This is a genomic window from Salinibacter ruber DSM 13855 (genome assembly GCF_000013045.1).
Taxonomy (GTDB): Bacteria; Bacteroidota; Rhodothermia; order Rhodothermales; family Salinibacteraceae; genus Salinibacter; species Salinibacter ruber.
Map to the genome: position 1 here is coordinate 1 of NC_007678.1, position 24170 is coordinate 24170.

Annotated in this window: 19 protein-coding genes and 1 pseudogene; 9 read left to right on the plus strand and 11 right to left on the minus strand. The window is 58.9% G+C overall.

The features are described from left to right. From SRU_RS15020 to SRU_RS15035, 4 genes are all read left to right on the plus strand, one after another. On the plus strand, positions 1–1011 hold the full coding sequence (locus SRU_RS15020) for a replication initiation protein (RefSeq protein ID WP_011405598.1): 1011 nt from the start codon (positions 1–3) through the stop codon (positions 1009–1011). 488 nt (positions 1012–1499) lie between these two features. Beyond that, positions 1500–2798, plus strand: a complete 1299-nt coding sequence (locus SRU_RS15025; protein ID WP_011405594.1) for a Y-family DNA polymerase — start codon at positions 1500–1502, stop codon at positions 2796–2798. A 388-nt stretch (positions 2799–3186) separates the two neighbouring features. After that, the gene (locus SRU_RS15030; RefSeq protein ID WP_164923743.1) at positions 3187–6297 is read left to right on the plus strand and encodes a BspA family leucine-rich repeat surface protein; all 3111 of its coding nucleotides are present in this window, start codon (positions 3187–3189) and stop codon (positions 6295–6297) included. A 228-nt stretch (positions 6298–6525) separates the two neighbouring features. Then, on the plus strand, positions 6526–7497 hold the full coding sequence (locus SRU_RS15035; RefSeq protein ID WP_193345387.1) for a fibronectin type III domain-containing protein: 972 nt from the start codon (positions 6526–6528) through the stop codon (positions 7495–7497). 40 nt (positions 7498–7537) lie between these two features. Here the strand turns inward: SRU_RS15035 and SRU_RS16060 are convergent. Both SRU_RS16060 and SRU_RS15050 read right to left on the minus strand, forming a co-directional pair. After that, a pseudogene (locus SRU_RS16060) lies at positions 7538–8393 on the minus strand (IS5 family transposase). A 947-nt stretch (positions 8394–9340) separates the two neighbouring features. After that, the gene (locus tag SRU_RS15050; protein ID WP_011405574.1) at positions 9341–9481 is read right to left on the minus strand and encodes a tyrosine-type recombinase/integrase; all 141 of its coding nucleotides are present in this window, start codon (positions 9479–9481) and stop codon (positions 9341–9343) included. Positions 9482–9990: 509 nt separating this feature from the next. On the opposite strand from SRU_RS15050, the gene SRU_RS15055 reads away from it, so the two are divergent. Both SRU_RS15055 and SRU_RS15260 read left to right on the plus strand, forming a co-directional pair. Beyond that, complete coding sequence (locus SRU_RS15055) at positions 9991–10449, plus strand: hypothetical protein (RefSeq protein ID WP_011405583.1); 459 nt, start codon at positions 9991–9993, stop codon at positions 10447–10449. A 110-nt stretch (positions 10450–10559) separates the two neighbouring features. Beyond that, positions 10560–11018 carry a hypothetical protein gene (locus SRU_RS15260; RefSeq protein ID WP_011405596.1) on the plus strand — a complete coding sequence of 153 codons (459 nt, stop codon included), beginning with the start codon at positions 10560–10562 and terminating at the stop codon, positions 11016–11018. Positions 11019–11162: 144 nt separating this feature from the next. Here the strand turns inward: SRU_RS15260 and SRU_RS15065 are convergent, their stop codons facing one another. Next, entirely contained in the window at positions 11163–11738 is a 576-nt protein-coding gene (locus SRU_RS15065) for a tyrosine-type recombinase/integrase (RefSeq protein WP_011405575.1), read from the minus strand. Between the two features lie 632 nt (positions 11739–12370). Between SRU_RS15065 and SRU_RS15070 the strand changes: the two genes are divergently transcribed. Next, positions 12371–14605 carry a carboxypeptidase-like regulatory domain-containing protein gene (locus tag SRU_RS15070; protein WP_237702060.1) on the plus strand — a complete coding sequence of 745 codons (2235 nt, stop codon included), beginning with the start codon at positions 12371–12373 and terminating at the stop codon, positions 14603–14605. A 233-nt stretch (positions 14606–14838) separates the two neighbouring features. Here SRU_RS15070 and SRU_RS15075 read toward each other — a convergent pair whose 3' ends face one another. The 3 genes from SRU_RS15075 to SRU_RS15085 all read right to left on the minus strand — a co-directional run bounded on the left by SRU_RS15075 (position 14839) and on the right by SRU_RS15085 (position 17715). Further along, the gene (locus SRU_RS15075; RefSeq protein WP_164923745.1) at positions 14839–15648 is read right to left on the minus strand and encodes a hypothetical protein; all 810 of its coding nucleotides are present in this window, start codon (positions 15646–15648) and stop codon (positions 14839–14841) included. A gap of 221 nt (positions 15649–15869) precedes the next feature. Beyond that, positions 15870–16826, minus strand: a complete 957-nt coding sequence (locus SRU_RS15080) for a hypothetical protein (protein ID WP_011405579.1) — start codon at positions 16824–16826, stop codon at positions 15870–15872. 94 nt (positions 16827–16920) lie between these two features. Beyond that, complete coding sequence (locus tag SRU_RS15085; protein ID WP_011405578.1) at positions 16921–17715, minus strand: hypothetical protein; 795 nt, start codon at positions 17713–17715, stop codon at positions 16921–16923. Positions 17716–18124: 409 nt separating this feature from the next. Between SRU_RS15085 and SRU_RS15090 the strand changes: the two genes are divergently transcribed. Both SRU_RS15090 and SRU_RS15095 read left to right on the plus strand, forming a co-directional pair. Continuing rightward, positions 18125–19828 carry a hypothetical protein gene (locus tag SRU_RS15090; RefSeq protein ID WP_164923746.1) on the plus strand — a complete coding sequence of 568 codons (1704 nt, stop codon included), beginning with the start codon at positions 18125–18127 and terminating at the stop codon, positions 19826–19828. Positions 19829–19933: 105 nt separating this feature from the next. Then, positions 19934–20131, plus strand: a complete 198-nt coding sequence (locus SRU_RS15095; protein ID WP_164923747.1) for a hypothetical protein — start codon at positions 19934–19936, stop codon at positions 20129–20131. Between the two features lie 139 nt (positions 20132–20270). On the opposite strand, the gene SRU_RS15100 is transcribed toward SRU_RS15095, so the two are convergent. From SRU_RS15100 to SRU_RS15120, 5 genes are all read right to left on the minus strand, one after another. Next, a complete protein-coding gene (locus SRU_RS15100; RefSeq protein WP_011405597.1) occupies positions 20271–20942 on the minus strand; it encodes a lipoprotein in 672 nt (223 codons plus the stop codon). Between the two features lie 148 nt (positions 20943–21090). Further along, positions 21091–21360, minus strand: a complete 270-nt coding sequence (locus SRU_RS15105; protein WP_011405593.1) for a hypothetical protein — start codon at positions 21358–21360, stop codon at positions 21091–21093. A gap of 127 nt (positions 21361–21487) precedes the next feature. Then, positions 21488–22285, minus strand: a complete 798-nt coding sequence (locus SRU_RS15110) for a hypothetical protein (protein WP_011405588.1) — start codon at positions 22283–22285, stop codon at positions 21488–21490. Between the two features lie 928 nt (positions 22286–23213). Then, entirely contained in the window at positions 23214–23525 is a 312-nt protein-coding gene (locus SRU_RS15115; RefSeq protein ID WP_164923748.1) for a hypothetical protein, read from the minus strand. A 56-nt stretch (positions 23526–23581) separates the two neighbouring features. Further along, positions 23582–24088 carry a Uma2 family endonuclease gene (locus SRU_RS15120; RefSeq protein WP_011405595.1) on the minus strand — a complete coding sequence of 169 codons (507 nt, stop codon included), beginning with the start codon at positions 24086–24088 and terminating at the stop codon, positions 23582–23584. Positions 24089–24170 lie beyond the last annotated feature (82 nt).

A 24170-nucleotide genomic window follows, 5' to 3' on the forward strand; every position in this document is an offset into this window, starting at 1 on the left:
ATGGCAAGGCAGTCGCTGTTTGACGACCAAGCGAGGGTCGTCAAGAGCAATCGGCTCGTCCAGTCTAAAATGAACTGGACAAAATTGGAGCACCGGGTAGTGGCCATGCTCATTGCCCAACTGGAGAAAGACGACAAGGAGTTTGAGGAGCAGCGGGTTTATATCAAAGACATCGCCGACCTTTCAGGCCGGAATGGGAAGTCCCTCTACGACCAGGCTGAGGAGATCTGCCAAAAACTACTGGACCAGAAAATACACATCCGAACACAAACCGACGATGGCCGGAGACGGTACAAGGGGTACAACTGCATGTCATCCTGCGAATACGTCGAGGGCTCTGGCTATATCGAGGCGAAGTTCAACGACGACATGCAGCCGTTCCTTCTGCAGCTCAAGCGCAGGTTCACCCAGTACAACCTGAAGTGCTTCATGCAGCTCTCGAGTCAGCACTCGATGCGCATTTATGAGCTGCTCAAAATGAGGGAGGGAATAAAGTACCTCCGGTTGGGAATAGAAGAGCTGAGGGAGGTCCTTTCCTGCGAGCACAGCTACGAGCGATTTGCCGACTTCAAGCGGTGGGTCCTCGAAAGAGCCAGAGGAGAGCTGTGGGACAAGACAGACATATATTTCAACTACCAGGTAGAACGAGAAGGGCAAACTCCAGTCCGTATCAATTTCGTGATTAAGGAGAACGATTCAGAGAAGGAGAAGGAGGGAGGTAGTAAAAATGAAGACGCAAATGAGACCCTAATCCAGTCTGGCCAGAACGGTGAGCGGGGCGATATTGGAGTTGAAGGAAAAGCGGACGAAGGAGAAACGCCGACCTTCAACGTTTTCGCGATGGTCTTAGACGAAATGACCCAGGAGGAGCTCGACACCTATAGTGAGACTCACATCAGAGAAGCCGTAAGCTCTGCCCGCCAGAAGGTCGACAACGATCGTCCGGATGATGGCGCTGCCAACAAAGCAATAGAGGCATATAGGGAGGCTCTACGGCGAGTGCGGAACTGAGCGCTGTCCGGACACCAGCAAAATGTACTCTGTTATTGCAAGTGCATTCAAAACGATCGTAGGGACCCGCTGGGATCGACCACTGAGAGCCTGCCTACTAGTGGTCATGGATACATTAACTGATGCTTATTGCAATAACAGAGAATGAGTCAAGTACGTCAGCCGAGACTCGTCCCATCTCACGAAAGCCCACCGCGGGGGTGAAATCGACGATCCTGTATTTGAAGAGAGGGGTGTGGGGGCTTCTCTCCTGCAGACGCCCTCTGGAGTTTCACTACAGGCGCTCGGCGTGAATCTGACTTCGGGCGGCTCCATCCGCCGACGTGACGTGCGCCAGCTACCCATCTGACCGGTGGGTCAGCGTCGGAGGCCAGCGGGTGAACCGGCGCATTTCACGGTAGCACGGCTTGACAATCGTGTATGTGCGTTGTATGTGTAGTAGGGCAGCAAGCCAGCTTAGTCCCGCCTGACTGCCACCAATCCTCTCCGTGGACCACGTCTTCGCCCTGATCGACTGTGAGAACTTCTACGTCTCCTGCGAGCGAGTTTTCGACCCGTCCCTCCGAGGCAGGCCCGTGGCGGTCCTCTCGAACAACGACGGCTGCGTGATCGCCCGGTCAGAGGAGGTGAAGGAGGCCGGCGTGCCGATGGGCGCTCCGCTTTTTAAGTGGCGGGAAGAGCTGGATGAAATTGAGGCCGAGATCCTGTCCTCGAACTACACCTTGTACGGGGACATGTCCCGCCGTGTGCATTCGATCATCGAGGAAGAGGCTCTGGCGCTGGAGCGCTACTCGATCGACGAGGCATTTGCCAGGTTTCCGGGCCTCTCTAGGGACAATCTGTCCCGCGTGGCCGACAGGCTCCGGCGGCGAATTAGGCGGCATATTGGCATTCCCGTCCGCGTCGGGGTCGGGCCGACGAAAACCCTCGCGAAAGTCGCCGATCTAAACGGGAAAGCCCGCAAGCGTGCCGGATGGGGCCAGGGCACCTACGTCTGCCCGGATGAACCGAAGCGCGAGGAGCTTCTCAAGCGGGTGTCGGTCGGGGACATCTGGGGCATCGGCTCCGCCTACGAGAAAACGCTCCAGGAGAAAGGCGTCGCCTCCGCGGCGGGGTTCAGGGCGCTCCCAGGCCCATGGATCCGCTCGGAGATGACCGTCGTGGGGCTGCGCACAGCCTGGGAGCTCAGGGGACGGTCCTGCCTGGACTTAGAGCTCGTCCGTCCAGACCGGAAGACCATGGTTCGGTCGAGGTCGTTCGGGGAGCGGGTAGAGACGAAGGCCAACCTACGAGAGGCACTTGCAAAGCATGCCCAGCGCGCGGCGGAGAAGCTCCGGGAGGAAGGCCTCGTGGCGAAGGGAATCAAGGTGTTTATTACGACCAAGCGGTTTGGCGACCCGCCGCATTACTCAAACGGCGTAGCCGGAGCCCTTCCGGAGCACACCGCCCGGGCCTCTGCTTTCGCAAAAGCGTCCCGCCGGCTTCTGGAGCCGATCTACCGGAGCGGCCATGGCTACAAGAAGGCGGGGGTGTGCCTCTATGACATCCGCCCAAGCCGCCCGCACCAAGAGAGCCTGTTCGGCCAGGGGAGGAAAGAAGACGAGGATCTGATGGAGGCGGTCGACCAGATCAACCGGAAGCATGGGAAGGGAGCCATCGGGCTCGCTGCGGCGGGCCTTCCTGAAGGAAAGGGGCACCTCGAGCGGGAGTGGACGATGAAGCGCCAGAGGCGATCCCCACTGTATACGACTCGGTGGGACGAACTGCCTGTTGCTCAGTCCAGTTAGCCGAACTATTAGTCCGACTTTTCGGGTGCATCTCAGCTTTCAATTTGGGCACACTTTTGATAAAATGTGAAACATTAACCGGGTAAATTCCCGATCAGGCCTATGCTGAAGCAGTCGGTGTCCGCCGGGCAGGCGGCGCCGGAGAAACCGTGGAGTACAGGTGTCCCACGAGCAAGGGAGTTGCCTAACCTGCACCACCTGCTACTGCTTCAGACCCACCAAGATGGCCCATATCTCACGTCTCTGCGCTCTCCTCACCGCTGCAGCTCTTCTGGGTATCGCGTTCAGTCCGGCTCCGGCGCAGGCCCAGGACGCGCCCTTCATCACAACGTGGGAGACAACCTCCTCGAACGAGTCGATCACGATTCCGACGAAAGGCGGCTCGAATGTGACCGACTACGACTTTCAGATCGACTGGGGCGACGGGACGACGGAAACCATCACAGGCGATGACCCGGACCCGAGCCACGCCTACAGTTCTTCCGGCACGTACACCGTCAAGATCAGCACGCCGAATAACGGTCAGGCGTTTCCGCGGATTTATTTGAACAACAACACTCCTTCTCCTGGCGACAACTCTACGAAGCTCCAGTCGATCGATCAGTGGGGGTCGATCCAGTGGGAGAGTATGGAAGGGGCCTTTGCTGGTGCTGGGGGGATAACCTATGATGCTACCGATGAGCCAGATCTCTCAGGTGTGACCTCAATGCGTCAGATGTTTTCATATACCCAATTCGGTAGAAGTTTCCAAGATACGAACATTGGAGAGTGGGATACAAGCACCGTGACGAATATGGAAGGCGTGTTTTTTAACGCCAGTTCTTTCAATCAAGATATTAGTAGTTGGGATGTATCCAACGTAAAGAATATGAGCCGAATGTTTTGGGATGCTAATAGATTTAACCAAGACATTGGGAGTTGGGACGTGTCAAGTGTTATCGACATGAGTTTAATGTTTCTTGGCGCGTCTAGATTTAACCAAGACATAAGCGACTGGGACACCGGAAGCGTTGTCAAAATGAATAGCATGTTCAGGGACACTGATGAGTTCAATCAAAATATCGGAAGCTGGGATGTCTCCAGTGTCACCGATATGGGCTACATGTTTTGGCGTGCCGAATCCTTCAACCAAGATATAAGTGCGTGGGACGTCTCGAACGTTACTGAAATGGATAGGATGTTCAGAGACAGTCGGTTCAATGCAGATATAAGCAACTGGGACGTCTCAAATGTAGAAACAATGAGGCGTATGTTTAAGGATGCATCTTTTTTCGATGGCAAAATCGGTTCATGGGATGTATCAGGTGTCACTGACATGAGCGAAATGTTCGAGGGGGCTGCATCTTTCAACCAAGACATAAGTGGCTGGGACGTATCTAATGTAACTGATATGTTCGAGATGTTTCTAGATGCGGTAAACTTTAATCAAGATATAAGTTCTTGGGATGTCTCAAGTGTCGACAGAATGAGCGGTATGTTTGAGGGGGCTGCCTCTTTCGATCAGTATATTGGTAGCTGGAATACTTCCAATGTAAGTAGAATGAGTAGAATGTTCGAGGGTGCCAAAAACTTCAACCAAGATATAGGAAGTTGGGACGTTTCGAACGTCAGAAGTATGGCGTCTATGTTTCAAAACGCAAGTAGCTTCAATCAGAATATTGGGGGCTGGGACGTTTCTAATGTTCGAGACTCATTCTCTCGGGACGCCTTCGACAATTTTCTCACCGGGGCAGAGCTCACCCCAGAGAACTACGACGCACTTTTGACCGGGTGGGCCCAGTTGGACCTAACCGACGGCCTGACGTTTGACGCCGGTCAGAGCCAGTACACCTCAGGCGCGGAATCAGCTCGCCAGTCGATCATCGAGGAGGAGGGCTGGACGATCAACGATGGAGGTCTTGCCGAACGGACACCACTATCAGCGCCGAGCGGGCTGACGGCCACCGTGGAGGGCCGCGAGATCTCCCTCTCCTGGAGCGCAGTAACGTCGGAGGACCTGGCCGGCTACCGCCTCTACCGGTCGGCAGGCCAGTCGCCAGATACCAGCGGCACGGGTCTTACCGAAGACCTGGTCTCGGCGGCTGCCTTCACCGACAGCACCGCCACCGAAAACCGCACGTACCGGTATGGAGTGACCGCCGTCGACACCGCCGGAAACGAAAGCGTCCTTTCCGAGGAGGCCTCCGTCTTCCGCTACCCGAGCCAGATTCAAGCGGAGGTCAGCCGCTCGTTCGGCGATGCCGCCGGGCCGGGAGACTACCGTCTGGTGGCCTTGCCAGGGGAGACCAGCCGCCCGGTTGAGGATGTCGTTAGTGGAGAAGCCGGATCTGAGTGGCAGGCCTACCGCGATGACGGAAGCCAGGACGACTTCCTCCAGAAGTACGACGGATCCGAGCGCTTTACCTTCGAGCCGGGGAACGGGTTTTGGGTCACCGCAACCAGCGACCTAGCGTTTGAGGACTCCGTCTCAACGGTTTCCCTGCAGGGCGACTCTGCTGCCACGATCACGCTGAGGGAGGGGTGGAACGTAATCTCAAATCCCATCGACAAGGCTGTTGAGTGGAGCCGCGTGGAGCAGGCAAACGGAGGCTCTCTCCAACCCATCTGGAGCTTCCAAGGTGCCTTCAGCCAGGACGACTCGCTCGGGTCCGCAGTGTCGGGACGAGGGTATTATCTGTTCAACGGAAGTGCTGATCGAACGGAGCTTCTGATCCCGTACCCTGGTTCACCGTCGAGCCCGACAAGCAAGACGGGAAGCCGGGCTTCCTCAACGACGGGTCAAGAGGCAAACTTGCTCTCCCTCAGCGCGACTCCTGTAGGACCTGATGGGCCCACCTCCACGGTCCAGGTTGGAGTTCAGTCCGAGACTTCCCGCTCGGTGGTTGCTCCGCCATCGCGGTTTGAAGCAGTCAGTTTGCGGATCAAGGCCGGAGAAGAGGAGCAGCAGAAAGGCCGCTCTGGTTTCCTCATGACCGAACGCAGGAAAGGAGACGGAGATGGAGAAACGTTCCATCTTCGGCTCAAAAGCCAAGAAAGCGTGCCTGTCAGCCTAACGGCCAGTGGCCTGGGCGAAACTGAGGGACAAAGCGTGGCGCTTCTTCACCCGTCGGCAGGGAAGACGTATCGCCTACGTGCCGACGAGACTGTCCAGATTGAAGGGAGTCAGGAAGAGACCGCTCTTAAACTGGCCGTTGGCACTGAAGGCTATGTCGACGAGCAGGCCGGCCAAGTCATTCCCGACGAGGTGACGCTCACCTCGTACCCGAATCCGGTACAGAAACAGGCGACCGTCGAGTACACGCTCCCAGAGCAGACGGATGTCCGAGTCGCGCTTTACGACGTGTTGGGCCGTCGGGTGGCAACGTTGGAGGAGGGAAGTAAGCAGGCCGGACGGCACCAGATCCAACTCGAAGGAACTGGGCTCTCCAGTGGCGTCTACTTCGGCCGGCTGAAGGCCGGCGGGGAGACCCGGACCCAGAAAATTACCGTCGTGCGGTAAGTCGCCAGCAGACCATCAGGCGGTAAATTGCCATGGGTCCGGTTCGCCTTTCCGATGGTCACGCCCATGTTCTCTTCTTTGAAGCGATTTCCCAGTGACTGCAATATGTCTTCCTTCTTTTCAACTCTGACGCTACAGAAAGCAGAGCCCTCTGGAAGAAGGTCCTCCGTACGAGGGCCGTCCGAGCGGCCGCCTACGTCTCTTCTTGTGCTCTCGGCCATTTTAGCCGTGGCCTTGGCCGTGGCCGGGTGCGGCGGCGCCGGGTCCAACGAGGAGGGTGGTGGCGATGATGGGAACGGCGATGATGGAGGAGGCGGAGGGACAGGCCTCTCGGCGCCGGCCGCGCCATCGGGACTGGAGGCCACCCCGCAGGATGGAGCTGTTCAGCTTGGCTGGGACGCGGTAGACGGAGCAGACACGTATAACGTGTACCGGAGCACCTCCTCCGGTGTAGACGTCTCTTCCAGCGCGCTGGACACGGGCATCGACCAAAGCAGCTACACCGACGGGACCGCCGAAAGCGGGACGGAGTACTTCTACGTCGTGACGGCGGTGGCCTCCGAGGACGGAGAGACCGCCGAGAGCGACCCGTCGGGCGAAGCCAGCGCGGCCCTGCTCGCTTCGCCGAGTGGCCTGAGCGCCACTCCGGGAGATGGGACCACGCAACTAAGCTGGGAGGCGGCAGGCGGGGCAGACACCTACAACGTGTACCGGAGCATCTCTTCTGGGGTAGACGCCTCTTCCGACCCGCTGGGCGCCGGCATCAGCTCGACGGAGTACGCCGACGAGAGCGCCCAGAACGGAACCGAATACTTCTACGTCGTGACCGCGGCGGCCTCCGGGGACAGAGAGAGCGACCCGTCCGGGGAGGTGAGCGCCGTTCCGTTTGCCGCGCCGAGCGGGCTGGAGGGGACCTCTCGGGACTCGGAGGTGGCCCTGAGCTGGGACGCGGCAGGCGGGGCAGACACCTACAACGTGTACCGAAGCACCTCCTCCACGGATGGAGCAGAAGGAGAACCGCTTGCGACGGGCGTGGCGGAGACCAGCTACGCGGATACCGACGCCAAGAACGGGACGAAGTACTACTACCGGGTGACGTCGGTCAATCCCAGCGGCGCAGAGAGCGACGCGTCGAGCGAAGTGGAGAAGACGCCCTTTTCCGACCCGCCCAACCGGCCCAACTCGACGGACCGACCGTAGGCGACGGTGCCAATCATCTGTGCTAGGCTGCGTCTGATAATTATCGATTCAGGTATTCTTCGATGAACGCCCAGAGCACCATGGCTTTGTAATGACTCGCCTTTTTCTCGTACCGGACTACCAGACGACGCCGCTCTTTCATGTGGCCGACGCAGCGCTCGACGGTATTCCGATCACGGTATTTCTGATCGTCGCAAGTCGGCGGGCGTCCAGGTCCTTCTCGGAGGCCTTTGCGGGCCGGAATCGCTGACTCGATGCCCCTTTCCGCGAGCCAACGCCGGATCCAATCGGCATCGTAGGCCCGATCGCCAGCAACGGCGTCCGGACGCTTCCGCGGCCGTCCTCGGGGCCGAGGGATCGATACTTCGTTCATCAGGTCGGTGAAGAAGGCCGCCTCGTGGCGCTGGCCGGCCGACAGGACTGCTCCGAGCGGAAGGCCTTGCCGATCTGTGAGCAAGTGGATCTTGGTTGAGAAGCCTCCCCGGCTGTAACCGAGCGCCGGTCCTATTCCCTCGTCTCGCCCGGTTCGATCCCCTTTTTACTGTCGTTCGGCCCACCCGCAGCGGCCCGAGCGGCTTGAACGATGGTGCTGTCCACGTTGAACTGGCTCCAGTCAATACGGCCTTCGGCATCGAGCTCCCCTTGCAGATGCCGCACGATCGACTCAAGCGTGCCATCTTCTGCCCAGCGCCGGAAGCGGTCGTAAACAGTCTTCCAGTTTCCGTATCGCTCGGGCATATCTCGCCAGGGTGCCCCCTAACGCTCTGGTCTAGCAAGATGCCGCCCGTGACCTCTCGGTGGTCGTTGTACGGACAACCGCGACCCTCGACCTCTGGAAGAAGAGGTTCGATACGCTCGTATTGCTCGTCGGTAAGCTCATAGCGGCGTCGAGGCATGACAGAACGGCCTGGTTAGTCTGGTAGACTGTGCAAGCCGTCCATACAGCCTTTTTATCAGACAGTGCCTAGGCCCTACTGAGGAAGATCGATGTCTTCACTGAGGAGGGTTGATGTCTTCCTGGCGCTTCGTTTCGGCCTTTGTCACGCGCCCATCTGGACCGAAGATGGTGGCACCCAGGCCGAAATGCGTGTCCACGTGACGTGCAGCCGCTTGCGGGCGCCGGGCTTTCAGTGTTGATGCTTTCAGTACTGATATAGCACTCGACCTGGCCGTCTCCACCTACAGCGGCGAAGCTCCTCCGGCAGCACCGGTAGTGAACGCAAAATACAGTGAGCAGAAGGCCGCGCCGAGAGGGCCCTCAGTTGGCTTGGGGCTCTTTAGATTGGAGCTCTTCAGAACAGGCTCTCCCCACGGCTCAGCTGGTCGAGGTCTTCAACAGCCCGATCGGAGCCGGTCGGCCCGTCGGGCCCGGAGCACCGCGGGCAGTCGACCCAGCCGCTTCCTCCACACTCACCGCAAGCCTGGAACTGGGTCTCCCCGCCGGGCCCGGCGGTTTTCGTCTCGCCGGCTCCCTCGCACTCATCGCACGCAATTTGCCTGTGTCCGCTGCACTTCGGGCAATGCCGCATTGTGCTGGTAGGTCGTCAGCAGTTCGAATCTGATCGAAAGGTCTTTGGCGGCGTGCTCGAATGCCCGGGCTACCCGCCGGTACTGGTAGGCCCAGTGACTACGAGTCCAGTGACTACGAGCCTGGTAAATAGAACTGGTAAATAGAAGAGGCCCTGAGCGCGAAAAGTTCGCTTTCCTCTTTCCCGAGAGGAGGTCTTCACCTTACCACGTGACCCAATGTCGCATGCGGCCTGGCGCTTGGAGGAAGGAAGTGGAGACACAGGGCCGGGCGCCGAGCCCGGAGAGCAGAGGTAGAAAGAATCTCGGAGTCCTGCTACAGGTCCTTCAGTGCCGTCTCCAGCTCCTCATCGACGACGTGCGTGTAGATCATCGTCGTGGATAGGTCCGAGTGTCCGAGGGCCTTCTGGACGAGCCGGATCTTTCCAGCCGGAGTAGCCAGACAAGAAGAAACCATCTGCAAGGTATACCAGGACCCGCCTCACGCAAAAACCCGCCTCACGCAAAAAGCAAAAAAAAAGCACCCGCGCCAGCGGAGGGCCGCCGATCGCGGGTGGTTGCATGGGACAGCAACGCTGATATGCACGACAACCTGAGGATGAGGTTTCTTCGGTTTGTACTCTCGGTAGGAGAGCTCTCGGCAGGCGAAAAGTACTAACAAGACGGGAAGGAGCGTGTCTTTTCTACCATCAGAGGCTCAAGAAGCTGAAGCCAGAGAGATCTATTCCCTCGAGTTTTAGGCTGTGGAAGCCTCAATGAAGGTCGAATACCCCGGTAGACGGAGGCTCGGGCCGATAAGTCCTCTCGATTCGGTAAATTGAAGGTAACGTGCCATAGACTGATCCTCTGTTTTCCAAAAGAGCATGGTTTTTGTGGTTAATGGTCAATGCTAGCAGACGATAACCCGGTTAGGAGAGCATATTCCACCGCGTTCTCTTTTTCTCCAGAACAAAATACCATTGACCTATGGGTCAGCAACAGCTTTTACTTCTCGTTCTTTCGACAGTCATCGTCGGACTTGCAACCGTGGCAGGCATTCAGGCCTTCAGTGAAAACCAAGCGCAAGCCGCTCAGGACGCTCTTGTGCAGCGGGGCACGTCGATCATGTCGGACGTTCAAGGTCTCTCCAGTAAGCCCGCGCAGATGGGGGGAGCTAACTTGTCAAGTGATGCTCCCTCCACCGTGTTCGACGCGTTAGGTTACGACACCCCAAATAGTGAGAACCAAACGCCAGTCGAGGGAGCCTCGGGAACATCCAACTGCATCCTCGAAACTGGTGGTGGTGGTACCGTTGATGCTAGCTTCGAGGGATCCCCGACTGCCGTCGCAGAAGTCGAGTGCATTGGTGGCAATGCTAGCCAAGACGTCCGGGTGGCTCTCAGCAGTGATGGGGACATCTCAACCAGCTTCGGTGATTACCGCTGATTCTACGCCGGTCGCAACTCTGACCAACATGTTCTTTCAGTCTCGACGGGGCTGAAAAGCTTCTAACCCGAAGAGAATTCTCGTTCTCTCTCAAAGATCACTCTTAGCCAATGGGCCAGCAGCAGCTTTTACTTCTCGTTCTTTCGACAGTCATCGTCGGACTTGCAACCGTGGCAGGCATTCAGGCCTTCAGTGAAAACCAAGCGCAAGCCGCTCAAGATGCACTCGTACAACGCGGGACTTCTATTGCCTCAGACGTGCAAGGACTGTATGGAAAACCGAGCCAAATGGGTGGCTTAGATAAGCTCAGTGATACAGATGGTTCTGGGATTGTAAGCCGTCTTGGCTACGACTCAGACAATGCCACCGTGGATGCAGATGGTGCAGGATCCGGAGGAGAGTGTACACTTTCCGTGTCTAGCAGTGGCACCAACGGTCGGTTAGTGGTGACATGCGATAGTGATAACGCCACCTCTACCGTCAAAGTAGGTTTCGATCCTGATGAGGACCCGAAGGTAGAAACCTCCTTCGATGGCAGTGATCCATTTTCTTCTGACGGAAACACCTAATTAGAACGCTGGAAAGTGAGTCATAAGCACGGAAGCATAGGTGTGACACTCAACCGAACATGGGAAGTGCGTAGAAGCCCATCCGGTTAAATCCGGATGGGCTTTTCTTCTTGTGAGGCTCCCGAAAACGTAGCACAAGGCCAATTAAAGTCCCTTCATCGCACCCTCTAGCTCTTCGTCAACGACGTGAGTGTAGATCATCGTGGTCGAGAGGTCCGAGTGGCCGAGGGCCTTCTGCACGAGCCGGATCTTTCCAGCCGATCGGTAGAGCCGCGTGGCAAAAGTATGCCTTAAGGTGTGTGGGGAAACGCGCTCCACTTCTTCAATGCCTGCATCTCGGGCATACCGCTTGACCGACCGGCGGAGGTGGGAGGTCGCTACCTGCGTTCCCTTCGAGGTCGGAAGTAGGTAATCGGCTTTCGGAGCTTTCTCTTGCCGCCGGTCCATCCAGCCCTGGAGTTCTTCCAGAAGCTCTTCCCCGATCCAGAGCGTCCGGTCCTTCGCGCCTTTGCCTTCCCGAACCATCAGTTTCCCGCTCATCAGATCAATACGCTCGGGCCGGAGCGCCGTTGCTTCGGAGGCCCGGAGGCCTGCTTTCAGCATCACCCGCATGTAGAGGTAGTCTCGATGCGGGCCGAAATAGCGCTGGTTAGGCTCGGAGAGAAGCCGGTCGGTTTCTTCCTCGGTGAGGACCCGAGGGAGCTTGTCCGGGCGGGCCATCGGTCAAAAGATCGGTCGGAAAGCGGACCAGACGGAGGGATCACAGAAAACCCGCGCCGGGACCAATTGTTACGCTTTGCCCAGTTTCCGTAACGCATACACGGCCCCAAACGCCATTCTCACTAATCGGTGGAATTTCGTAACGCATACACGATCAGTCCGGCTCCCCTCCGCCTGAAAGAACTCTCCTCTACGCAGGTATCTCTTCATCTGCTACTCCTGAGCTATGACCCTTCAGGGCGGTTCTCCCCAAGTGGGAGGGACTCACTGCGCGATGGGCACTGACACAAATCATCACCGCACTTCAAGCACCGCTTGACTTTCCTTGACAGAGGCCTTGGTAGAGGTCCGGGCTCGATCTTTGTCCCTGCTTCGTTTGCAGGCGGACCTCCTGGATATAAAATTATGGGACGTTAGAATTTTTGGCATCAGGTTTCACAAACAGCACGGCGAATTCCACGCGCCGCACTACTTGGTTTTTAAGGCCTCTCGTCTTACCTGTCGCTCAGTCGCCGATGCAGTCGAGCACTTCCCGAGTTTGGTTTGTCCTTGCGCTCTTCTCCGTCTCAGTTCTCGTCTCCTGCGACTCAGGTGGAGGCACGCCCGGGTCGGAGGAGCCCTCTGAAGTAAGCGTGGACGTGACCGGGACAGTCACGTCGGCCGAAAACGACGAGCCGATCGGTGACGCAACCGTCGAAGTCCTCCGGGCCGACAACGAAAATACCTTGGCGTCCGCCACCACTGACACCACTGGAAGCTACGAGGCTACGTTCACGTTCGAGGAGTCTGAAACCCCAAACCAATTGGAGGTGAGGGTGTCCGCCGGGAGATTCATGAACAAGGCTGTCTCGGTAGATTTTCAGTCTTCAGTCAGCAGAGATATTGAGCTCCAAACGGGTGTCGTAGAAGCATCTGTCTCTGGTGTGGTGGCTGATGCTACGAATGGCGATCCGATTGAAGGAGCCGTTGTCAACGGTGTGCGTCCCGATAGTAGCGAACAGCTGTTTGAGACAACCACCAGTGGAAGTGGAGAATACGAGGCTTCCTTTGAAATAAAGGCAACCAGTCAACCGTCTGACATCGTCCTGTCGGTCAACACCGATGGGTTTGAGTCTAAAGAACTGACTATCGCTTTTACCGAAGAGGTAAGCAGAGATGTCAAGCTTGAGGCGAAAACGACTGAAGCCACTGCTTCTGGCCTCGTAGATCGGTCTGATACAGGAGACCCGGTTACGAATGCTACCGTGACTGGGAGCCCTGCAGGAAACAGCGGGCAGCTTTTCGAAACGACGACAAACGAGGCAGGAGAGTACGAAGTCACATTCGAAGTGAGAGTCCCAGACGAACCTGATGAGATCACCGTAGGCGCCAGTGCGAAGGACTTCGAGGATTCTGAGCAGACCGTTAGCTTCGGCAATGAGATTTCGTCGAACCTGTCTCTGTCTCCAAGTGAAGTGAATGTCACGGTCGATGGGACTGTCACCGCCGAGTTGGATGGTAGCACCATAGAAGGAGCTGATGTAAGCATCTTTCGAGCAAACGAGAACAGAGATGACTTAGCGAGCACGACATCCGAGATGGACGGCACGTATGCCCTTTCGTTCACTGTTCTTGCGCCTGATGCACCGGATGAACTGCGCCTTGAAGCCACTGAAAGCAGGGTTCCCGACACGAGCCTAACAGTTGGATTTAGTGAGTCGATTGCTCAGAACATCACCCTTCCCTCCATCGAGATTAGCACGATTGACGAACTTCAGGCCATTCAGACGGACTCAGATTTTCCTCTCGATGGCTTCTACGTGCAGACGAAAAACATCGACGCGAGCGTAACTGCTAACTGGAACGGCGGGAAGGGATTTGAGCCAATCGGTGACAACACGATTCCCTTCAGCGGTGGATTTGATGGGAATGGAAACGTGATCAAAGGCCTGTCGATAGACCGGCCGAATGCAGAAACAGTAGGTATTTTTGGGCTCGTCGATAACGGAATAATAAAAGATGTAGTAGTTGAAAATGCATCAGTAGAGGGAGGATTGAAAAGCGGAATAGTCGCCGGATTTTTGAAATCTAAAAATATAAATAATAATAGAGGAACTATACAGAGCTCGAGAACCAGCGGAAGTGTGAGTGGCGACGATGTTGGTGGATTAGCCGGGAAAACGGGATCTGCATCTAAAGTTCAAGGCTCCAGGTCCGATGCCTTCGTAGAAGGAAGACATGCTGCAGGACTTGTGTCGACAAGCAATGGGACTATCCAAAACTCGAAGGCGACTGGGGATGTAGCCAGCACTAACACACCGTCTGGAGGCTTAGTCTCCGAATTCTGTGGTACCATCATAAATTCTGAGGCTTCTGGTGATGTTGAAGCATCCGGTCGAAACGGTGTCGGAGGGCTGGTTGGAAGGAGTGGCAGCAGTTTGGTCGAGAGCTCAAGAGCAACTGGCAACGTATCGAGGAATGACGATGGCCCAATCGGTGGACTTGTCGGAAACAACCTGGGGGGAACCGTCCGGTTCTCATACGCAACAGGTTCGGTATCAGGAGTTGATCAGGTTGGAGGATTGGTTGGAATTAACACGAGTGATGCTGAGGTGGTTGAGTCCTTTGCTGCTGGTTCTGTCTCAGGAGATACTGAAACCGGAGGTCTCGTAGGAGTAAACGCGGGCAGCTTATCCGAGAGCTTTTGGGACACTGAAACCACTGGCCAGAGCGAAAGCGTTGGGAGAGGCAATCCAGGAGGCGCTATCGGTCTTGGTACCGACGAAATGCAAGGCAACAGCGCCGAGGAAAACATGGACGGCTTCGACTTTCAGAACACGTGGCGGGTGGTGATGGGCGACTACCCGGCGCTCCAGTGGGAAGAGTAAAGCCGATCCAAGGTGGTGCTGCGGGCTGGGAAGCAGAAGGGCGGTCAGGTCGACGTGAGCGTCTTTCGGGCGAGCGTGTTTTCCACCTTCACGTCTCGGTGCCCGGTCTAGCGGCGCTTCCTAGAGCCCCGGGACCTCCCGAAACTCCTCAACTCGGCACGAGAATGCGACCGCTGTGAGAACGCGACCGCTATGAGAATGCGACCGATGCCCCGCCCGTAAAGGCGGGTTTTTTACTGACTGGGGCTCGGTTCGGCAGCAAACTGCCGAGCAGGAGGCTTTCCCATCTGGTAGAAGTAGCCGCCGATGAGGTCGTCTTTCAGCTCCTGTAGGACATGCTCCTGCCGCCCTGCCCCGGTCAGGGGAGCCCAGGCCACCGCCTTTTCTCCGGCCAACCGCGAGGCGGCAGCGAGTGCCCCGCCCGAGCCCCGCCTCGAATATCCCACCTGCAGAAGCTCATGGGTGTTGGGGTCCAGCACCTTGTACAAAACCGGCGTACCATTTCCGGACTCCCTCAGCTCCTTGCCCGCAGCGCTCCAGTTTATTCTCTGCCCTCTGCCCTTGCACTCGGCCAGGGAGGTCCAGCGTTTTCCCATCCATAGCTCAGAATGGGGCTCCTGCTCGGGGCGAGGCAGAGGAGTGCTGCTCGGCCGGATCCGGTAGGGAAATCCCACTTCAGGAACTCCCACTTCGGAAAATCCCACTTCGGATCCTTCGGCCGCGAGCTGCTCTCCTTCCCGGACCGTGCTGCGCCGGTGGTTTGCGACGGAGGACATCCGCGCCTCCAGGCGGTACTCCCACAGCAGGCGCGACTCGAGGCCCTTCCGCCACTGCGCCGCGTCTAAGCGCGGATCTCTCCGCCCCTCGTGGTGGGCCGCGTAGAAGGAGATCTCGTACTCGAGCCCATAGGCTTCTCGCAGGTGAGCAAGGCGCCGGGCCGCGTGCTTGGTGCTGGAAAAGTCCCGCGCCGGACGCCGGTTTAGCCGCGCCCAGGTGCCTAAGATCCGTTTCGATAGATCCGAGCATTCTCCTATGTATACCATTTGCCCTAGGCTAGCAGATCGGATCCGGTAGACTCCAGGCGCGCCTGGAACGGTCGTGGGAGTTCTTCCAGTCGATGTCGCCCGACTGACGTTTTGCCACCTGGACCACCGGAGGTTACACCAGTCTGAGGAGAAGCACTGCATACGTGTGGTTTCTTACCGTGTGGGTTTTTGACGTGTGGACTTTTGAAGAGTGGGTTTTTGAAGCCGGATGCTCGGGCTCAGCTGAACAGGTCCTGCCCGCCTGCAGGCTTCCTAGCCGCAAGCTCAGGGAAGCTCTCGTTTGAGCGCCAGCGCAGCTGCTTTAGCGGCCGCTCGCGGCAGTACCTGTTCATTGCCTTCACCAAAAGCGCGAGCTTCGCCTTCCGCGAGAGGTTGTCGTAGCCCTTCCGCATCTTGTCTTTCAAGAGGCTGATCGGGTTCTTCGCGCCTTTCTCTCCGTACTCCTCCTCCCAGTCGACCGCCGGGAAGTTCTTATCGTAGAGGAAGCCGTCGAAGAAGTAGTCCGCCCGCACCGGGAAGGTGGGCTTGTAGGCGAAGTAGGCAAATGCCATGAGGCTCCGCGGCATCTTGCCAGCCAAGGCGCCCTTGTCCGAACCGGTCTTCTCGATCGTCTCAACGAGGCGCTTGCGGCAGGCGGTCGCGATGTCGACGATAACCGAGTTGCGCACGGTCTCATACCGGTGCAGCTCCTCGAGCCGCTCTTGCTTCCAAAGCGCGAGCAGCCGGCAGACCGCGGCCATCTCCTCCGCGCTCTTAAAGCCCTCAATGCGGAGCACGTCCGCGCCGGTGCGCTTGACGCCCACATCCGCGATCTTAAACGCGGCCGGGTCGAGGCCGAATGCAACCAGGCACTCGACGCTCTCGCCTCGACCGAGCTGCATAATCGCCTTCAGCCGGTGCTGCCCGTTGATGAGCTTGTCGGTGTAGCTGAACGCAATTGCGTCAGGACTCACCATCCACTCCCCGTCTTTCATCTGCTCCGCGTACCGGTCGACGCGGTCTTCGCGGACCTTCCGGTTCGAGCGGTTTTTCTTGAGCCACTCCCTCGCCATCTTCGGAGTGACCTCGACAACTGCACACTCGATGTCCTTCTTGCTTCCAGGGACAGCGTGGCCGATTGCATCTTCCGGGACGCTAGATAGAGAAATGGGACCCTTGGTGTCGCTGTACTTCATGTAACTGAGTGTTTGTAAGCGTTAAATCGTCGGTGGAATGGAAGTGAGAGCTTCCGGTCAGGCAGGCCTCGTGTCACGGGCCATGTCATAGGCTTCACGTCGTAGGCGGTGGCGTATTGGGCGTCTGGGCGGTGCCGTCGCGAGACGGCGGCGCCTGGTTGGGCTGCTGCTGACGCTGCTGGCCGCCCTGCTGCTGCCGCGCGGGCTGCCCGTCTCCACCGCTCTGGCGCGGGGCGCCGCCGCCCTGCCGCCGCCGGTTGGGCTGCTGCTGGGCCGGCTGGCCGTCTCCGCCCTGGCGAGGCCGCGGCTGGTCCTCTTCCTGGGCCGGAAGCCCAAAGACGTCTTGCCGCACTTCCTTGAACGTGTCGATCACGTCCTGGTCGGTGTCCGGGTAGCGCTGGCTGATCACCGCCTCGGTGCCCTCGTGCAGGTCCGTGAAGAGCACGTTCTGGCTGTTGCCGCCGCGGCGCTCGTCCGGAAGGGTCGGCTCGATCGTGAGGATCGAGTTCGGATCCTCAATCTCCGCGAGGTCCGAGAGCAGGCTCTTCGACGTGTTGGTGAAGAAGCCGGTCTCGATCATGATCGTCCCGTCATCGGTCTCCACGCGCAGGCGCAGCTTGTGAGACGTCCCGTAGTCGTTGGTGCGGGTGAAGTGGCTCACGTCCTCGACGTGGCCGGCGATGCAGCGAGCAGGCGGCCGGATCGGGTTCTGGTCGTCGTCGAGCATGTGGCCGTAGTCGAAGCTCTGGCGGTTGAGGAAGAGATACTGGCTCTCTCCCTCCGGGCTGGTCTCGCGGAAGCCGGTCTCGATGCCGTCATCGCTGGCGTCCTCGCTGAGGGCGGCCTCAAGGGTGTCCAGAAGAGCGTTTACGTTGGGGTGGTTGTCCATAGTGGGTAGTAGGTTGGTGGTTGGAAAAACGTCTTAGGAGCTAAAGCCGATTGGCTCTCCTGCGAGCCAATGCTGGCCGTAGCTGGTGTTGCGGATGAGCTCGATTCCCTCCATTGGCTCAAACAAGCCTCGGCGGCCTGTCGTCTCTGGCTGCCAATGGACCTGGACAATGGCGTACTCGCCGCCGGTTTGTCCGGGAAACGCGACGCGAGGAGTGCCGTCCGCCTCGCTGAGATCAGTGATGGGCTCGAAGCCCAAGTCTCTCATCTTTGGCTCGATCAGCTTTGGGGCGTTGGTGGGGGCTAAAATTTTTGGCCCCCACATCGGTTACGCGCCCTGGCAGCGCGCACAGGAAGAGCAGTCCCGGCGGGAGGGAGTGCGTCAAAGCGCCGAGCAGACCGCGGGTAGCATGTCCGCTGGCGGCCTGGCCGGCGCTATTGGCATGTTTGGGGTGATGGCCGGCGCGGTCATGGGCGGGCCGAAGGCAGGCCGGGCGGCCCTGACGAAGCTGGGCAAGAGCCTGAAAGGTGGGGCGGCCGACGACGCGTACCGGGCCCTTCGCGGCAGCTCCAGCTACAGGAAGCCCGGCGTCAAAACCGACAAGCAGCTCGCAAGGAAAAACGACGACTTCACCCAGGGAGCCAGCGCGGACAAGGCGCTTATCGGCCAAAGCCGCGCGGAGGGCCAGACCGACTACTTCGAGAAGGCCGTCAACCAGTCTTCAAGTGGCCTCACCGCCGGAGAGAAGGTCGGCGCCGCGGCCCGCCGGGAAGCAGAAGCCGCCGGGATGGAGGGCGGCTCCGCGAGCATCAGCCGCTTTTTATCCACCTCCGGCCTGAAGCCCGCAGCGAAGCTACAAAGGCGAGGCAAGGACTGGCGCGAGGCGAAGCAGGGCAAGGGCGCGTTCAAAACGCTAATGGACGCGGACCGCGGGAAGCAGCGGAAGATGCTCGGCGACATCGCCGCAGACGCGACCCAGGAGGCCGCCGCCACGCTTCCGGCGAGCTACGCGGCGGACTCCGCGATGGGGCTCACCGGCGCGCCCTCCGACGAGGAGTTCTACGACGTCGGAGCCCAGACGGAAGCTGCGGTGGAGTACCTACCCACGTTCGCGGCCTACGAGATCGGAAGCCGGGCGGCGCTCGGTGGGGTTGGGGCGGCGATGCAGGGCGTCGGTAAGGCGGCGAAGAGCTACATGTCCGGCTCCGGCGGGATGGGCGTGGCGCAGGGCGTAAGCAACGCCTTTACCGCCATCTCGGACACGGCCAAAGCGATGGGCAAGGCCGGCTCCGAGGCGGAGACGCGCCTAAACCAGCGGGTCCGCGGAAGCGGCTCGACCGCAGAGATGGTCAAGCGCGGATACGAGCAGGCGGGGAAGTACATGACCGACCGAAAGGGCGCGCTCAAGGACCCGGCCAGCCGCCGCCTCGCCCGCGGAGACTCGAAGGTGAAGCGCAACCCGGCGGAAACCAGCTCCACCCTCCGAGGCGCAAAGCAGCTCTTCGACCGCGAGAGCGGCCGCAACGCGATTACGGAAATGGCCGTCGGCTCCTCCGGCCGGCCGGAAGACGAGGCGGTGGCCGCCCTGCAGGACGTGAAGTCCACGCTCTTTAGGGAGGGAGACCAGCCGCGCTCTAGGGTCGCAAGGATGCTGGGTGGAGACGCGGTGAGCTACGGGGAGCTGAAGCGCTCGAACATCGAGATGGCCGAGGAGACCCAGCGGCAGATGCAGTCGGTGAAGGAGGGCTTGGACGACGCCCGGCGACAGGTCGAGGCGGAGGCCGGTAACGTAACAAACAACAAAGCCGCGGGCCTCATCGGGTCGATGGCCGAGCGCGGGGCAGAAGGCCTCCGGGTCTCCGGCTACATGAAGAAGGGCGGGGAAGTGATGCGCGTCCCGACCGGGCAAGACATGAGGGCCGGCGCGGCGAAGCTCTTCAACCGAGCCACCTCATTTCGAAATCCACTCAGCGGGTCGGAGCGAAGCGGCTTCTCGATTGGAGAGGTAATGGGCCTGGGCACCTTCGAGAAGCGGACTGCCGCCGTTGAGCCGGTTGAGGTGAACGCGGGTCGGGTCACCTGGACCTACTTCGATACCGCCGCCCGCCAGTAGCAGCAGCGGGTCCACGCGGTGCCGCAGGAGCGATTTGCGTGTTCGGCCCATGGGCTTCTCAGGGTGGCCGTGGTGCCGGAGAGAGGGCTTTGGGCCGGGGTAGGCATGTCCCTGCACTACAAGCGCAAGGCCCGTGACGTGATCGACGAGAGCGGTCGCCTCCAGCTCCAGGCGCCCTCTCCCTCGCCCGACGACAACTACCACGTCGGCGAAGGTTACGTCGGCGCGCGCAAGCAAGTACAGCTTTACCTCACTCGCCCGGACTGGAAGGATGACATGACGATCGGCGTTGGACTGAGATGACCGACAAGGGGTGTCTCCGGGAGCAATAGCGAAAGCCCGGCCGAGGCTTCGACCGGGCTTTGTGATTCGGTGTACCAGTGGCGGACTCTGCCGTCTGCAGCGAGGGCAGGTGCAAGCGTTGTGGCTGCAGCAGACGCTGCTACTGGCCAGGATACTCCCCGATCGTCTGCTCGCTGGCCTGCCGGTTTCCCTCGACCTTCGCTCCAATTACCTCGAAGCTGAACGTATACTCGTTTACGTTGCCCTGTATCTCGATGGGTAGAAGCAGGGAGAATGTCTCTCCAAGATTCTCTCGCACGTCATCCACCGTCGAGGTATTTTGACCGGGTCCGCCCACGAGGTCCGGCTGAAACAGCGGCGCAACGGTGAGGCCGTACTGCCCCATACTGATCGATCCCTGCGGGATCAGAGTGGCTGTAGTGGATGCTCTAGACGGGACAGTGATCGGTTGCACCTCCTGGTTGCGGTTTGCGAAGCTCATATCGCCGGTCAGGATGCGCTCACTGGAGCCATCAGGCATCACGAATGCCCCTTCCTCAAGGCGCATCTGGATCGAGTGTTCAGTTTTGTTCTCCACGTTCATCAGCACCGACCCACCGGAGTTGAGGAAACCCGCGCGGATGAGGTCGTCTTCGTAGACGTAGCTTGAGTCCGTCTCAGAGACGGTGTACTCGCCGTACCGTTCGGCCGCATCGGAGGGACGCTCGACGGAATCGATCGTCGCGTTGTAGCTTGCATTACGGCTGCTCGTGCACCCTGCAGCGGCCACGAAAATAGCGATCAGAAAGAGAAGACGTACCGCTCTAGTCATAACAGTGTTGCTCTTTAGAGATGGAAGCGTCTAGCCAGTGCGCCAAAGACTTACGGCAGACTGTCTCTAAGTTTCGTGGCCGTGCAGATACACCTCCTCCGAGCGAGTAAGTGAGTCTCAAGAGGACCGGACGATCGTCCAGTCACGGTCAGTCCTGCAGGTTCGACAGGTCGGGGTCCTCGGAACGCATCTTCTCATAGGTCTTCCTGTCCGGGATGGGCAGGTAGCTGCACCGACAAGTCTCGTTTGTGCAGCCATCGTGAGGAATTGGCTTCTTCTCCTGCTTCTCGTCAACGGTGTAGACCTTCCCGTCGTGATCTAAACACGCACCGCAGACGTGCTCGTCCCTCTGCGACAGGACCATCACGCCGTACATGTCTCCACTATCGTAGAACTCCTCGTCTCCTTCAGCGACCATGACGCTCTCTTATCTCAGGTTCGATCAGCCCACAGGCAGTTCCGTCCGGTTCTCGTCCACCGGGTCCATCTAGTCTTGCTTGACCGAGATGGCGGCCGGGACCGAATCCTTCACAGGTGGCGCTACCTCACATTGCCGTTCGCCAGCGAGTCTCCGTAACCTCTCTGCCAGCCAACGTCCAGAGTCTCTTCAGGGCCTTTGCTCCTACGTCAAGCGTGCCATCGCATCTCTCGGAATTGTTCACCTCCCAGGCGTTGCACCTGAGTGATGGGAGCCCTCTGGACGCAAGCTGGTTGTGACGGTCCACATCATCCTCAATTTGCCTCCTGCTGTCGTAGTGGAAGCTCTCACCGTCGACCTCGACAGCAATTTTGAGGGCCGTTTTCGTCGGACGTCTGCTCGATATATGACGGCAGGACTTGGCTTCGTTCACCTGCACCTTGACCAGGAAGTCCGGATAGCACCGCCGCCCATCGAGTTTGGGTTGACCAGCGAGTATGACCTGCTTCTGAGCATGTATTTTCAGCCATATCTCGGTGTGCCAGCCCTCCAGCTTTTTTCTCATATCTGGAGGGGAGGTCAGTATCAGGAACCAGTCCGACTGGTTCGCGGCGACAGTGCTCGCAGTCTCAAGCTGCGCTCCTGCTTCCCTGAAGAGCTGAATCAGGAATAGCCGTTCAGGTGGTGACTTCGGGTCGGTAGCCCTCAGAAAGTCCGAGAGATCTTCCGAGTTGGCGTTCCAGGTGTCTCCGTAGCGGGACCTGGCTTCTTGGAAAGCCCGGTCGACTCGCCTCTCAACTCCTCCAGTCACCGGAGGCCGTGGCGGTCCTGTTCCATCTCCTGAGTGAGAGGCGCCGTCGCCTCGATTCGAAATTACTGTCTGGTCGTCGGGTCGTGCAGGTACAGTTTTAGTGTGAGGGTTCATGTAGAAGAACGCTCGGCTAGTAGAAAAAGGACCTCGGACGGTTGACGCGCGTCGCGAAGGTCAGAGCGCGCTGAGAGAGGCGATCTAACACAGGACTGCTCCGCGGCAGCAGGAGTGGACTGCCTGGAACGGTCCGGCTAACGCCGTCAATCAACTCGCGCGCCGCGGACCACATGCCCTTGGGACACGCAGGGCTTCCCCTCCAGCACGACAGCCTGAGGGGAATGTGATCCCTTCTCCGAGCGGGCATTCGGGCTGGAACCGTTTTGCGAAAGCGCCGGCCTTTCACCGGACTTTCCCCGTGACGCAGGAGCACCCATCGGTGCGTTCCTACCGCCATGCCACGACAGCACAACCCCGGAGAGGGCGTGCTCACTAAGCGTATTTTCTGTTAATAGTGACCATCGGTCATGTTTCGTCAACTCCGAAATCACTAAATGATCTGAGAGTTGCTGCGGCAAGAAGACTGCTGCGGCAAAAAGAAACGCCCGGCACTCCCACCAAGGAAGCCGGGCGTCAGTGCTCATGTGGCACTGCGGAGAAATGGATCGGGACTTTCGGTCCCTGCTTGCGCTTCGAAGACACGCTCAGGGCCCGAAGCATAACGCCTGTCCATTTGCTTCACTTTTTCTTCTTATTTCGGTTACTCCGGCGTCACAGTTCCTGTTGACAGCCCGGGGTGGGATTTTGGTACATTGTACGAATCCAGTAGTCATGGAAAAAAGCTCGCTTGCCGCGGCGGGCTTTTCGTATTTCGGGCTGACTTAGCTACACAACGTCCCCGGCCCTGTCTTGACTTTGTGCTTTTCGTTGTGTCAATTGCAAACACGCGACACATTTCGTTCGCTAGGACGGTGGGGGTGTCGCGTCGCCCGGTCAGAATCGGCCGGGCGTTTCTATGCAACTCATCTCTATGCCACTCCCTACGCTACTCACCGGACGACAGTCCGGGCTGGTCGCCTACCTCCCCGCTGGCGTTCCTGAGTGCCCCGGCACACGTCTCTAGTCGAGCAGCGATATGGCGGGCCTGCTCGTCGGGCCGGGGCAGCTCGGACTCGTCGATCTCCAACTCCTCCGGCAGCTCCTTCTGGCGAAGGCGGTGCCGTACGGCCGCCAAATCGCCGGCACATGCGTCCAGAACATCGAGAACGGCGGTAATCGCTTCCGACAAGGGCACGCGGGCCGCGCCGCCACCCTCCTGAGGTTCGTCTTCGCCAATCGGAAAATCAGAGCCGGCCATGATGCTCCTTCGGTTGTCTACAGCTCTGTATGTCTCTGTGTGTCTACCCTGCGTGTCTACAACTCGCTCGGGAACTCCTTTGCGATACCCGACGCCTGAAGCTCTTCTTCAGCGAAGAAATGAACGTCTCCGTCTTCAGTCACGATCCATACCTCCTCGGCGCCGGCCTCCCGGTAGAGCTCTCGCTTCTCTTTCATCTCGTCCCAGTCATTTGACCCGGACATCACCTCGATGCAAATTTCCGGCGCGACGGTCGGAGGGTCGCCAGCGCCTTCCATTTTCCGTACACGGCTCTCGCTCGCCCACGTGACGTCTGCCTGGCGCACTCCCTTCCCTGTGGTAATCGGGCACTCTGGAAACACTTCTCCTCCAGCCATGACAGCATCTAGCTTCTTCTGGATTGCGCGCTGGAGCTGGGAGTGGGAGAACTGATGTGGGCTCAAGACAATCTGGCCTCTGTGGTTGGTCTCGGTCTTGTAGGGAAGATCGCTGAGAAGCGGGTCGCCCACAATCTCCTGCCACCGCTTTTGGTGCTCCTCTTTTGCCGTCGTTGTGGTTGGCATGGCAGATGGCTGATTATTCGAAGCAGGACTGAAACGCGGGCAGTAGCAGGTGGGTTCTCGGCGGGCGCCCCGCCGACTGGCA